Below are 12,823 nucleotides of genomic sequence, written 5' to 3' on the forward strand. Positions count from 1 at the left end.
TCTACGTAATCTTTACTAACTCTACGGTTATATTATCGCTATGATAGACACCCTTTTTAGGGAATAGTTTATGATTCAACTGACTTTATATACCACTTCCGGATGTCACCTGTGTGAACAAGCTGAACAAATGCTCAATTTTCTGCAAAAGCAGCAGGTTTGCCGATGGGCAGCTGTAGAGATCAGTGAGGATGATCGTCTGGTTGATCTTTATGGTGTCCGGATTCCGGTCATCGCGTCAGCAGAGGGCAGGGAACTTGGCTGGCCATTTACCCTTGAGGCGTTGAATCAGTGGCTGATCCCCCCCGTTTCAGGATAGGATAACAACATCGACGGTTGTTAATTGGCAGGGATCGCATGATTAACTACGCTCTGGCTCAAAGACGAGAATCGCGTGCAAGGATGGCATCGTCCGGGCTTAATAACAGTAACACTGGAAAGAACGTGTCTGACGACAAAAACCGCCTCCTCAAATTGGCAACCTACGCCTCGGTTGCAACGGCAAGCCTGCTGATCATTGCCAAACTCATTGCCTGGTTTATGACCGGTTCCATGAGCCTGCTGGCTACCTTGCTGGATTCCACCATGGATATTCTGGCCTCCCTGATCACATTATTTGCCGTCAGAATTGCCATTGCGCCAGCGGATGAAGATCATCAATTTGGCCATGGGAAGGCTGAGCAGCTTGCCGTATTGGCTCAGTCAGCCTTCATTGGTGGTTCGGCCATTGTTCTGGTGCTTAACACGCTAGACCGGATAACTGGTGAGGATGTGGTGCTGGATAATGAAAGTGCCGGTATTATGGTGATGATCTTTTCCATCATTGCCACACTGATTCTGTTATCCATACAGCGGTATGTCATCCGAAAAACCAACTCAGCGGCTATAAAATCGGACTCACTGCATTACCAGGTAGATCTTTTGACCAATATTGCGGTGCTGGCTGCACTGATTGGTACCAGCTATGGCTATTACCAGATAGATAATGTGCTTGCCCTGCTGATTGGTGGTTATATGTTGTTCAGTGTCAGGAGTCTTGCCTGGGAATCCATCGAGCAGTTGATGGACAAGGCTCTGCCTGAAGAAGAACTTCAGGAAATTGAGAAACGGGCCCTCTCGGTTGACGGTGTTCTGGGTATTCATGACGTCAAAACCCGGATGTCAGGCTCAACCCCGTTTATTCAGATGCATCTGGATCTTGAGCCGCATACGCCGCTGATCTATGCCCATGAACTGGGGGTTCAGGCCAAGCGGGCAGTGCTTGACTACCTGCCCGAAGCGGATGTTATCGTCCATCTTGACCCTGACGGTCATGATGAGGAGCCGTGAGATTAAAGAATTCCAGTGATGTTGCCCTGGTTTGCCGGGCAACCTGTTCCGGGGATAGCCCGGTGTGTGTAGCGATCATTTGCACAACCTCAAAGAGAAAGGCCGGTTCATTTCTCCGGTTTTTCGGTTTTTTTGCCAATGATCTTGGCAGTAGCCACGGTGAATCGGTTTCCACCATCAATCGGTTTGCAGGAATATCCTTCATCAGCGGGTGGAGATGGGTTCCCCGTCGTTCATCACAGATCCATCCGGTAATACCGATATGACAGTCCAGGTCCAGGTACCGATACAGGGCGGTTTTATCGGCAGTGAAACAATGCACAACCAGCTTGTTGACCTGATCCCGGTAGTTTTTAATGATATCTGCAAAGCGTTCTGAAGCATCCCGCTCATGGCAAAACAGTGGCAGGCCAGACTCAATAGCAAGCTCCAACTGACGCTCGAATACTTTCTCCTGAACAGGCCGAGGGGAAAAGTCACGGTTAAAATCCAAACCGGTTTCGCCAACGGCCACCACCTCTGGTTCACTGAATAAGGCTTTCAACTCTTTAAAGGTCCGGGTATTGGCATCTTTCGCTCCGTGCGGATGGATACCGGCAGTACAAAAGCAGTGTTCCGAATATTTTCTGGCCAGCCCCAGTACCTTCTGTGACTCTGTCAAAGAAGTACCGGTGAGGATCATGGTAGTAACGCCGTGCTCAACCGCACGACTGACAACTTCATCACGATCCTGGTCAAAAGCCTTATCACTGAGGTTAACGCCTATATCCACCAGCTGCTGTGTCATTGAGAATCCTGTTATAACCCGTATGTTTGCCGGATATTTTGCTGCTCATTCTTCTTATAAACAAGGTTCTCATCAACAGGCAATAGCCGTATCCTTAGGCGCTAATATTTTCAGGCTAAAAAATTTACAGGAGCAATGGCGGATGCAAGTCACCGGGCTGGCTATCTATCCAATCAAATCAACCAGGGGAATACCCCTGGAAAGCGCCCATGTCACCCGAAGAGGTTTTGAGCATGATCGCCGCTGGCTGTTGACGGATGAACATGGCAAGTTTATCACTCAGCGGCAATATCCAGCCCTGGCAACCGTGGTCACATCCATTGTTGATGGGGGATTACTGATTACCCGGCCAGCGGGCGAGAACCTCTATGTAGCGATACCGGAAGAGGGGGCTTACTCTGCCACAGTAACGGTCTGGAAAGACGATTGTCAGGCACTGGATGCCGGGGATGCTGCTGCCCAGTGGTTCAGTGATTTCCTGGCTATAAAATGCAGGCTGTTTTATCAACCGGAACAATCAATCAGACCAATCGATGCCAGATACTCCCGGCCAGAGGATCACACCAGTTTTGCCGATGGTTTCCCTTTCCTGCTCACCAATGAAGCATCTCTGGCTGATTTGAATCAACGCCTGACTGATGCAGTGCCGATGTCCCGCTTCCGGCCCAATATTGTCATCAGTGGTCAACAGCCCTATGAAGAAGACACCTGGTCAGTGATCAGGGTAGGAGAGATCACATTTCGGGTAGCCAAGCCCTGTTCACGGTGTGTGATGACCACAGTCAATCCTGAAACCGGGCAGAAAGAGGGGAGTGAACCGCTGTTTACGCTGGCTCAATATCGTCGGACGGAAAGGGGGGTTATCTTTGGCCAGAACCTTATTCCGGACCGGGAAGGCATTATCCGGATAGGCGATAAGGTTACGATTTTGGAATATTGAGTTATTCAGGCAATAGGACATGCTATTGCCTGATGTCGTTTTTCGTCAGGCCACAATAGCCCTGACCTTGGCGAGAGCCTCATCAATGACCGATTTTGAAGCCCTTTCCACCTTTTTTATGTGTCTTGCCTTGTAATCTACCGTTCGAACCTGCTGGCACACTACAACCCCGGAAACCTGATTGCCCGCTATTGAAACTTCAAAGGCATGACCACGAGCAGTGGAGGTGACAGGTGCTACCAGAACCAGCTTTGTCCTCTGGTTAAATGCTTTTGGAGATAAAACCAGTGCAGGTCGAGTCTTCTGTATTTCCAAGCCTCGCGTTGGATCAAAGTCAACCCAGATCACATCGCCACGCTCGGGAATATACGCCATTACAGAAGCTCCTCTCCCTTTGGTGCATCATTGAGCCATTCCCGGTCTTCTTCATTCAGAATGAAGGCACTGGCAGGACTTGCTGATAACAGTTCGTCCATTGTGTACTCTTTATGGGAGCTGGCAGGTTTGATAACGATTTCTCCATCAAGTGCTTCAATCTGGATACTGCTATTTACCTCAAGGCCAGCTTTGGCGAGAACTTTAGCGGGTAATCGCACAGCTGCGCTATTACCCCACCGTTTGATTTCAGTTTCCATGTAAAACCTTTTTAGTATCTATTTATGTAGATACTAGATAGCAGTCAGAAAGGTGTCAACAAATGTATATACCTCTCACTCCTTCTTGAAGATCATTTCTGAGCTATCTTTCTATCTTGCCTATGACCAGCGATCACCAGAAGGCAGGGCGTCAGAACCAGGGTCAGCAGAGTGGCAAAGGCCAATCCACCGGCAATGGACGTTGATAGCTGATTCCACCACTGGGCAGTGGGGCCACCAATTTCAAGTCGATGATTGAACAGATCAATATTGGTGGAGAGCACCATTGGCATCAGCCCCAGAATAGTAGTGACGGTGGTCAACATCACCGGTCGCAAACGCTGGGCACCGGTTCGGAGAATCGCTTCTTCAGCCTTCATGCCCTGTTTGCGCAACAAATTGTAGGTATCAATCAACACAATATTATTGTTGACCACGATGCCTGCCAGGGAAATGACCCCGATACCGCACATCACAATGCCAAAGGGTTTTCCAGCCAGAAGCAAGCCAAATAATACACCTCCGGTAGACAGTAGCACCGCTGACATAATCAGGAATGCCTGGTAGAAGCTGTTGAACTGAGTCACCAGAATCATAGCCATCACAAACAGGGCAACCGCGAATGCCTTGATCAGGAACTGACTGCTTTCCTGCTGGTCTTCATTCTGTCCTTTGATGGTAAAGCTTACTTCCTCTGGCACCTTCAATGCATCAAGCTGCGCCTGCAATTCGGGCAGCAGGTCATTGAGCAGAATGCCCTCAGCCAGGTTGGCACTGACTGTGACGGTTCGTTTACCATCCAGATGCTTGATACTGTCAACCTTGGGGGCAATCTCCCGGGTCGTGAAGTTGTTGATGGGAACCAGGCCCGCCGGGGTCATCAGCCGGAGCTGATCAATGCTCTCAAGGTGGCGGTCTGACTCAGGAAAACGAATACGAATGTCCACTTCATCACTGCTGTCATCCGGACGGTAACCGCCCACCGTTAAACCAGAGGTCACCATCCGTACCAGACCACCGGCACTGCTGACATCGGCACCATAACGGGCAGCTCCGGCGCGGTCTACATCGATGCGCCACTCATAGCCGGAAGTAGGGCCATCGTCTTCCAGATTGGTAAAGCCCTCAATACCGGTCAGAACCGTTCTGACTTTGCCCACAGTTTCGTGGAGGACATCAAGGTCTTTGGCACTGATCACCAACTCCAGGGGTTTACCCTGGGGAGGGCCATCTTTTCTTCGTTCAACGGTGATATCGAGACCGGCGAAATGAGCAAGTTTCTGATCAATCTCTTCTGCCACCAGGGCTGCTTTGCGGCGATATTTCCAGTCCACCATATTCAGGCGGATAGTCCCCACTTCCTGGTTATCACCGGTACGTGCATACAGTGTTTTTAATTCTGGCTGTTGCAGCAGAATCGCTTCTACACGTTGCAGTATCTCATCCTTTTCATCTATGGACAGGTTGCTGGAGTTCACGCGCACTTTGATCATAATGTTATTGGTGTCAACATCAGGAAAGAACTCAACGCCTTTACCAAAACTGATAAATGCAACGTAAATGGCTACCACCATCGCCATGCCAGAGAACAATATTTTTAAAGGGTGCCGGATCGCTTTCGCCAACATGCGAATATAGATCCCGGCCCAACCGGGCACATTGTGTAAATCTCCGGTTTCCGCTTCGGTGATGGACCTTTTTTCCAGCTCACTGAGTTTTCTGGGCTTACCAATCAGGGAACCGATGGTTGGGATAAAAATCAGCGCCATCACCAGAGATGCGGAGAGGGTGGCAATCAAGGTTAATGGCAGGTACTTCATCATCTCACCCATAATGCCCGGCCAGAACATCAGCGGGAAAAAGGCCGCAAGTGTGGTGGCTGTGGACGCGATGATTGGCCATGCCATGCGTAACGAGGCTTCCTGATAGGCCTGCCTGCGGGCAACCCCCTCACTCATTTTTCGGTCAGCATATTCTGTGACCACAATGGCACCATCAACCAGCATACCAACGGCGATCATCAGCGAGATCAGGACCACCATATTGATGGTTAAGCCCATCATGGCGATGATCAGAATACCGGTCAGAAAAGAGCCGGGAATGGCAATGGCTGCCAACACCGCGCTGCGCAGGCCCAGCGCCCCGACAATCACCGTTACCACCAGAGTGATGGCCGCCAGAACGCTGTTCTGCAGGTCGTTGACCATAGCCAACACATCCACCGACTGATCACCCACATAATCAACCTTCAGGGTTTCCGGTGCCAGTTTCTGGCCCTCGGCAATAATGGTTTTGGCCAGCATCACGGTTTCAATAATGTTTTCCCCGGGGCGCTTTTTGATTTCCAGGGCGATACTATTGTTGCCGTTCATTCTGGCGTAGCCGCCACCGTCCTTGAAGGTACTGAGAACGCTGGCAATATCACCAAAGGTAATCACCCGATCACCGTCTGCCTTGACGGGTTGTGAGAGGATATCAGCCACGGTTTTGTAGACGGCGGGGACCTTGACCGAGAACCGCCCCTTACCATTGTCCAGGTTGCCGGCAGCAACCAGCTGGTTGTTCCGGGAGACCAGATTGATCACATCCGCAGGCACCAGCCCGTAACTTTCCAGCTTGAGTGGATCAATAATAACATCAACCACTTCCTCCCGGTCGCCGGCGATATCCACCTCCAGAATCTGCTTTCTGGATTCCAGCACATCCTTAAGTTCCCGGGCTATTCTAACCAATGCGCGTTCAGGCAAATTGCCAGACAATACCGCCGTAATCACCGGTTGCATACTGGCAAAGGAAATCTGGTTGATGATGGGCTCATCGGTATCCTGTGGCAGCTTACTTTTGGCAAGGTTAACCTTATCCCTGACGTCGGCAAGGACCTCATCCGTATCAAGTCCGGCGATAAACTCCAGGGTAATGGAGGCAAGGGACTGGGATGCTGTGGCCTTGAGTTCCTTAACACCTTCTATCGCCCTGAGTTCATTCTCCAGGGGAAGTACCAGCAGCCGTTCGGCATCTTCCGGCGAGATGCCTTCGTGTGATACGGAGATATAAATGACCGGAATCGTAATATCAGGGTTCGACTCCCTGGGAATCGTAAGATAGCTGGCCAGCCCGGTCATCAGGATTAACGCCAGCAGCATCATGACCGTACGGGTCCGCATGAGTGATGCAGCAATCAGACTGTGCATTGGTCATTACTCCCCGGCAACCAGAGCAACATCAGGGTTGATGACATCAACCTGATCACCAGACCGAACGAAGCCCTGACCACGGGTAATGACCCTGGCCTGTTCGGGAATGCCTGTCACCCAGAGGCGGTCACTTTCCGATTTGACGACATCTACGGGGGTGAACTCGACCCGATTGTCCATTGTCACCCATTTAATCCCCGGCTCGCCTTCTTCACTCAACGCAAGCCATGCAGGACTTATTTCCAGTGCCATAACTGCTTCCATCAACAGGTCAGCTTCAACGCTGAGGCCTGCGGGAATTTTCATATCAGGGTTCGGGATGGTTAGCTCGACAGAAAATGTCCGGGTTGATGGATCAGCCTGTCGATCAATAAACCGAATAGTCGCTTTGCTGGTCGCTCCACCGAGAAACTGGACAACCGCTTTCTGGCCGGAGGTAAAATAATTAATATGATTCTGGGGAACATCGACATGGACCACCAGCGGGTCAAGGTCGAGAATTTCAGCCACCGGTTTTCCTTTATCAATAAAGTCACCAACTTCCACATAGCGCTTGTTAAGAATGCCGGAAACGGGGGCCTTAATCAGGGTATTGTCCCAGTGCGTCTGGAGCTGCTCTTTTTGCGACAGCGCCTCAGCCAGGGAAGCCTCTAGCTGAGTAATCTGATTATCAGCAATGTGTTTTTTCTTTTGCAGCATAAGGGCTGACTGGTAATCCTGCTCAGCTTGTCTGACACGAGCTTCAGCAGACTTCAGTTGAGCCTTCAGACTGCCTTCACGTAGCCGGATAATTTCGTCGCCCGCCGCCATCAGCTGACCACGTTCAGCACTGATATTAATAACCCGGGCTGCCAGTTCAGCACTGACTGTGACGGTCCGGTCAGTTTCTGTGGTGCCATAAAGTGTAAGTGTACGATTGACCGGTGATTGCTCAAAGTGAGAGGCCTGGACAACGGGAATAACCGTATTTTCCTGACTATCCCGGGAAGGAGGGCTGACTTTTTCAGTGTCGTTTATATTAACGACATCCGCAGTCAGCAGGAAGATACCAATGCCAACCGCTATAACACTGGCGGCTAACCATGAGCCGTTTACATTGACTAACTTTTGCACTCTTGTTTACCCCAGTATCATATTTTTATTCTGAGCTGGCAGTCATTGCCCTGACGTGTAGTAGTATTACATCGTCTATCCGGCGAGTTACCGAAGCATTGATAAGAATCATTTATAAAAAGTACAACGCCGGACGCGTATTAGTATCCATAAGATCCGGAATTCTCGCAATATCCCATAAGAAATGCGTCCAGTTTCTTATAGTTCAACCGGGTGATAAAAGGGAAGGGAGGCTCTGACCACCATTTCAGAAGTGATCAGAGTTCTGAGTAAATGGGATGCACTAGTTCAGAGTTTTAGCATCAGGAGTAGATTGACCCCGTGAGTATATTACCGGACGAAGAACATCCGACATTGGATGTTCATAATAATGATGTGGCACATGGTGATAGCCAAAGCTGGCAAAGGTTAAAATCGTTTGAAGCCCATGGGCAAGAGAAGGCTCGGCAATCATTTCCACAACCGTATGGGCTAAATGCATGTGGCCAAAGAGGTTTTCCCATGCACCATGATGGTGATCATGGTAGTGCTTCTGACCACCACTGATAAATTCACTGATACCATGGCTATGGTCAATTATCTCGGCAATATGGAAGCCGGAACTTATCAGACTGGTCAAAGTATGATACACCGTCGGTCCAATGCCAGCAGAACCGGCAAGATTTTTCAAAAAGGCAAAGTGTGAATGATGATGACCATGGCTTGTTATGCCCAGCAATGAGCCGCTGTACTTGATAAAGTCCATGCCGTGCAACACCAGGCCAACCAGATCACCATAGCCGATAATGGTTTTGAATATTGGATCTCTGTACAGTTTCCAGCGGTCAAGTACGTAGATAAATTCCGGAATGTTTTCCTGGTTGAATATAAGGACCATCGAGTAACTTTCACCAATATCCAGCACCATAAAATCGCCATGGACAGAGCTTGCCAGCTTCTCTGAATCTTTAAATGAAAGGTTGTGTGGTTCCGGCTTAAATAAGTGCAGGGTCTGGGAGTTTCTGGTTGTACCCTTCAGGTAGTCTGCAGCCTCAGTAATGTTGTCTAATTCTTTTTTGGCATGATGGATTAAGGACGGGTGTAGATGCGCAATCACAGCCCTGGTGGTCGAATTGTCTTTATCACCAAGCGACAGTTCATCATAATCAATACCTAATGGAATTTTGGTTTCCCTGCTGTCTTTTTGTGCGGTGATTGAACCCAGCTCTGATAAGTCATTTAAATCTCTTTGAAAGTGCCCATGAAACTTCATTTCTGCTAAAAAGGGCAGGTATGGAGAATCACCATCCTGTTCAAATTCCAGGACAGATTCACAAGCATTATTTGGGTCAGAGCATTGCACACAAATATGACCTTTAAATGTTCCCTTGCCCAGATAATTTAATGATATTTCATGCTTTTTTACACCATCATCCAGCTCCGCCAGACAATACCCGGGAAGAGAAGCAAAGAGAATGATAAAAAGCATTCTGCTTTTTTGCAAAGCGGTCATATTTATATCCCAATCATTTGTTATTGAATGGGCTTAGAATAGACAGGCTTTGCAAAGATGCAAATACGAATGATTATCACATGATAAATAGAGCAAAGATTATCAATATCCTATAAAAATGAATTTATATTAACTCAGAAAATTCAGCGATGACGGGGGCGTGATCAGAGGGTTTTTCCATGGCTCTGATTTTGTAATCCATAAAAATGGATTGGCATATCTGCATTAAAGAGTTCGTTGCCAGAATAGAATCTATTCTCAAGCCACGCTTTGGCTCACTCTCAAACCCACGGCTTCGGTAATCAAACCAGCTGAAGAGATTGTCTTCATCAGGATATAGCTCCCTGAAACAATCCGTTAGCCCCCACCCAAGCAGTCGGTCAAACCATTCCCGCTCCTCTGGCAAAAAGCTGCATTTGCCGGTTCTTAGCCATCGTCTGGCATTAGCGGGACCAATGCCAATATCCAGGTCTGTATGAGAGATATTAAAGTCACCAATCACTAAAATATTGGAGGAGGGGGAACAGGAGCTTTGCAGATAAGCCTGTAAATCATTGTAAAACTTAGCTTTATTGGCAAACTTGGTCTCGTGACTGCGATTTTCTCCCTGGGGGAAATAACCATTAATGACTCTCAACATTTGCCCGTTCAATTCATAGTCGCCAATAATAACACGACGCTGGGCGTCAGGCAGGTCCGTAGGGAATCCTTTTTGAACACTCACCGCAGGCGTCTTACTGAGTAATGCAACGCCGTAATGGGTTTTCTGGCCATGACACAAGACGCTGTAGCCCAGATCCTCAATGGCTTTCACCGGGAAGTGTTCATCAGATACTTTGATCTCCTGAAGGCCTATCAGATCAGGACTATGGTCTTCAATTACTTGGGAGAGTTGATGTAAGCGCGCCCTCACACCATTGACATTAAAGCTGACTATTTTCATCGTTTTATCATGACCTTAGGGCAGGTTCAGGGTAGTTTTGGTGTTGCCGTCGATAGGATGTAACCAATATTTCTAATTTAACATAATATATATTATGCGAATATTAATTTCATCGATATAAACACTATCTTTCAGAAAAAAAACACCTGTCATAGGCTTTCTTCACGACAATATATGCGTAATGTATTTTTTTAGAGAATTTTTTCCAAAAATCGTTGTCTAACTCTTTACCGATATTAAGGAGACACTGCTCATTAGACGTCATTGAGTTCTATCCGCCTTCAGTCGTAATAATTGGCGGGCTGAATGACGATCCGGATGCTCCATGACTGAAAGGATCTCCCTCTGAGCGTTTGTTTCCTAACGTAACAGTTTTGTTACTCATTGCCGAAATGTTTAACGACTGTGAACGGAAACTTGCTATAACAGTAGAAAACTGTCTAACATTTACTCTGGTATAGCAGTCGCCGTAACAGTTGTACAGACTAGGCTTAAGCCTAATAGCATGGAAAGTAAACGACGCTACTAGTCCACAACAAACCTCATAACTAACTAGAGAAAGGTAACTGCCAATGACTTTAAAAGGTCTTATCAAATTAACCCAGTTGATGCAGGAACAACCACTGACGGTTATCCAATGGCAAATTCTCCTCGTGGTTGCAGAAAACCCCGGAGAAACCATTACAGATCTTGTAAATGCTGAAAAGCTCACCTGTGGTACCCCAAGTGATATTGCGGTCAGTGTTAAACGTCTGGGTGAAGGACGGCACGACAGGCCTGGCCTGGGGCTGATCAAAAAGGTTCAGCACGAAGATGATGGTCGCTATTTTAAGCTGACACTGACTGCCAAAGGCAAAAAACTGGTGGAAAAAATCAAGCAGAAAGCTCGATATCTGAAATGAACAAACCAGTATCACCAGGGCTCTACACGGTTGTAGGAGTATTGTAGAAGTTACTCTTAGGGGCCCTAACCCTCCTCCCATGCATTCTTATCCTCACTGTATCTACCTCTGGTCTTAACCAGCATTTTTCTTCGACATTTTGAAGCTGTCGCAAAACCCCGACGAAAGTCTCTTATTCCTGAAGTGCCCCGGTCTCGTCATAAGGACGCTCTGATACGTCGAATCAATCAATAAAACGTCAACAGGCTTTGCCCTCTGGCTATTGCTATCCATATCCGCTATCAAATGCAAATTACTGCCGATAAGTTCAGTTACCGGCAGTAAAGGTTTATGTTGTGGTACTGATAATACTGGTATTACAATACCGGTATTATTGGTTCTATATTTTGGAATACTACAGCGAATATGAAGAACTCAGAGCAGGACAAAGTCAGAAGGCAGCACATTTTCAGCATTCTTGATGACTTGAAAGAGAAAGGTGAGAGAATTAACGCCGACAAAGTCGCCCGCATCGGGAAAATGGGAAAGCAGACCGTACTGCCTTATTACAATGAATGGCGATATCTAGGGGCTATTGGTGAAGCCGAAGAGCTTGAATTGCCGGATGATCTGGTCAGAGGCCTGAAAAGAGGCATTGCCCAGTGGAAGCATCAATTGTCCGAGGACCAGCGGAATTTTGAAGAGTCTGCAAACCAGGAGATCGATGAACTAAAAGAAAGCCTGAGTCAGCTTTTAGAAAAGAATAGCCAGCTATCTCACAACAACTCTGAACTTCAGGACCAGGTTCAGCATATCAGTGCAGAGCTCGAGGCAACGAAGCTCACTTTGCAACAAAGAACTCAGAACCTGAAAGAACTGGAGTCACTGCTGAAATCAGAACAGAGACAAACTGAACAACTACAATCTGCTGCTGCTGAGCAAAAAGCCCTTCATCTTCAGGCCATCAGCAACCTGGAGAAGCAGATGGATCAACGGAGCCAGGAGCAACTGAATCACTGGATTGGCGTGGTCGATGATGAGCGAAGGTTAAAGCAGGGATTGGAAAAGAAGATAAGCAACCAGCTCCAGGAACAGCAGGAGTTGAAAAAACATAATCTGGAGCTGCAAAGCCGATTGGACAGCAAGTCGAAGGCATATATTCAGGTTTGCGAAGAAAGAAACAATCTGTCTTCAGAGAAAAGCAAGACAGAAGCCACGGTTCAGCTTGCTAATCAGCTAATGGTGCTACTGGACAGTGATCAGGGTAATCTACTAGGTGCGGTGCGTAGCCTTCTGGCTGGAGCCAGGGAATCTCATATGATGCAAGAGCAATACAGGACCGCAATATCAGATAAAGAAAAGCTGGAGAGTCGGCTGCTGGAAACGGAAGAGCGACTTGATGAAATCGGCAATCTTCGGCTTGAACTTGAAAGAGCCCGCGGTATTGCCGAGGCTTTTGAAAAAGCGTTGTCAAAAAAAACCGATACTCCTGAGGTAACGCAGTGAGCC

12 protein-coding genes are annotated in these 12,823 nt (G+C 47.9%); 5 read left to right on the forward strand and 7 right to left on the reverse strand.

Annotation, left to right across the window (positions count from 1 at the left end):
• Positions 1 to 70: 70 nt before the first annotated feature.
• Positions 71 to 319 (forward strand): glutaredoxin family protein, encoded by a 249-nt coding sequence (locus J7439_RS19290; protein ID WP_209203581.1) that lies wholly within the window; start codon positions 71 to 73, stop codon positions 317 to 319.
• Positions 320 to 444: 125 nt separating this feature from the next.
• Entirely contained in the window at positions 445 to 1,329 is an 885-nt protein-coding gene (locus J7439_RS19295; protein WP_209203582.1) for a cation diffusion facilitator family transporter, read from the forward strand.
• Here the strand turns inward: J7439_RS19295 and J7439_RS19300 are convergent.
• Entirely contained in the window at positions 1,286 to 2,116 is an 831-nt protein-coding gene (locus J7439_RS19300) for a TatD family hydrolase (protein WP_209203583.1), read from the reverse strand. The genes J7439_RS19295 and J7439_RS19300 overlap by 44 nt on opposite strands.
• A 142-nt stretch (positions 2,117 to 2,258) precedes the next feature.
• Here J7439_RS19300 and J7439_RS19305 point away from each other — a divergent pair, with 142 nt between their 5' ends.
• Entirely contained in the window at positions 2,259 to 3,056 is a 798-nt protein-coding gene (locus J7439_RS19305; protein ID WP_209203584.1) for an MOSC domain-containing protein, read from the forward strand.
• Between the two features lie 45 nt (positions 3,057 to 3,101).
• Here J7439_RS19305 and J7439_RS19310 read toward each other — a convergent pair whose 3' ends face one another.
• The 6 genes from J7439_RS19310 to xthA all read right to left on the reverse strand — a co-directional run bounded on the left by J7439_RS19310 (position 3,102) and on the right by xthA (position 10,433).
• Positions 3,102 to 3,431, reverse strand: coding sequence for a type II toxin-antitoxin system PemK/MazF family toxin (locus tag J7439_RS19310; RefSeq protein WP_209203585.1), 330 nt, complete (start codon positions 3,429 to 3,431; stop codon positions 3,102 to 3,104).
• Positions 3,431 to 3,691, reverse strand: coding sequence for an AbrB/MazE/SpoVT family DNA-binding domain-containing protein (locus J7439_RS19315; protein WP_209203586.1), 261 nt, complete (start codon positions 3,689 to 3,691; stop codon positions 3,431 to 3,433). Before J7439_RS19315 ends, J7439_RS19310 begins: the two co-directional genes overlap by 1 nt.
• Positions 3,692 to 3,783: 92 nt before the next feature.
• On the reverse strand, positions 3,784 to 6,882 hold the full coding sequence (locus J7439_RS19320) for an efflux RND transporter permease subunit (protein ID WP_209203587.1): 3,099 nt from the start codon (positions 6,880 to 6,882) through the stop codon (positions 3,784 to 3,786).
• A gap of 6 nt (positions 6,883 to 6,888) precedes the next feature.
• Positions 6,889 to 7,998: an efflux RND transporter periplasmic adaptor subunit gene (locus J7439_RS19325; RefSeq protein WP_209203588.1), complete on the reverse strand. Its 1,110-nt coding sequence runs from the start codon at positions 7,996 to 7,998 to the stop codon at positions 6,889 to 6,891.
• A gap of 283 nt (positions 7,999 to 8,281) precedes the next feature.
• A complete protein-coding gene (locus J7439_RS19330) occupies positions 8,282 to 9,490 on the reverse strand; it encodes a hypothetical protein (protein ID WP_209203589.1) in 1,209 nt (402 codons plus the stop codon).
• Positions 9,491 to 9,614: 124 nt separating this feature from the next.
• Positions 9,615 to 10,433 (reverse strand): exodeoxyribonuclease III, encoded by an 819-nt coding sequence (xthA, locus tag J7439_RS19335; protein WP_209203590.1) that lies wholly within the window; start codon positions 10,431 to 10,433, stop codon positions 9,615 to 9,617.
• Between the two features lie 572 nt (positions 10,434 to 11,005).
• Between xthA and J7439_RS19340 the strand changes: the two genes are divergently transcribed.
• Complete coding sequence (locus tag J7439_RS19340; RefSeq protein ID WP_020583484.1) at positions 11,006 to 11,335, forward strand: MarR family winged helix-turn-helix transcriptional regulator; 330 nt, start codon at positions 11,006 to 11,008, stop codon at positions 11,333 to 11,335.
• A 405-nt stretch (positions 11,336 to 11,740) separates the two neighbouring features.
• Positions 11,741 to 12,820 carry a coiled-coil domain-containing protein gene (locus J7439_RS19345; RefSeq protein WP_209203591.1) on the forward strand — a complete coding sequence of 360 codons (1,080 nt, stop codon included), beginning with the start codon at positions 11,741 to 11,743 and terminating at the stop codon, positions 12,818 to 12,820.
• Positions 12,821 to 12,823: the final 3 nt, after the last annotated feature.

Source organism: Salinisphaera sp. G21_0 (assembly GCF_017744115.1).
GTDB lineage: Bacteria > Pseudomonadota > Gammaproteobacteria > Pseudomonadales > Endozoicomonadaceae > Endozoicomonas.

Excerpts from the sequence above, each read along its gene's own strand:
- J7439_RS19320 (WP_209203587.1), bottom strand. The coding sequence starts at position 6,882 with ATGCACAGTCTGATTGCTGCATCACTCATGCGGACCCGTACGGTCATG.
- xthA (WP_209203590.1), bottom strand. The coding sequence starts at position 10,433 with ATGAAAATAGTCAGCTTTAATGTCAATGGTGTGAGGGCGCGCTTACAT.
- J7439_RS19340 (WP_020583484.1), top strand. The coding sequence starts at position 11,006 with ATGACTTTAAAAGGTCTTATCAAATTAACCCAGTTGATGCAGGAACAA.
- J7439_RS19330 (WP_209203589.1), bottom strand. The coding sequence starts at position 9,490 with ATGACCGCTTTGCAAAAAAGCAGAATGCTTTTTATCATTCTCTTTGCT.
- J7439_RS19345 (WP_209203591.1), top strand. The coding sequence starts at position 11,741 with ATGAAGAACTCAGAGCAGGACAAAGTCAGAAGGCAGCACATTTTCAGC.
- J7439_RS19305 (WP_209203584.1), top strand. The coding sequence starts at position 2,259 with ATGCAAGTCACCGGGCTGGCTATCTATCCAATCAAATCAACCAGGGGA.
- J7439_RS19300 (WP_209203583.1), bottom strand. The coding sequence starts at position 2,116 with ATGACACAGCAGCTGGTGGATATAGGCGTTAACCTCAGTGATAAGGCT.
- J7439_RS19315 (WP_209203586.1), bottom strand. The coding sequence starts at position 3,691 with ATGGAAACTGAAATCAAACGGTGGGGTAATAGCGCAGCTGTGCGATTA.
- J7439_RS19290 (WP_209203581.1), top strand. The coding sequence starts at position 71 with ATGATTCAACTGACTTTATATACCACTTCCGGATGTCACCTGTGTGAA.
- J7439_RS19310 (WP_209203585.1), bottom strand. The coding sequence starts at position 3,431 with ATGGCGTATATTCCCGAGCGTGGCGATGTGATCTGGGTTGACTTTGAT.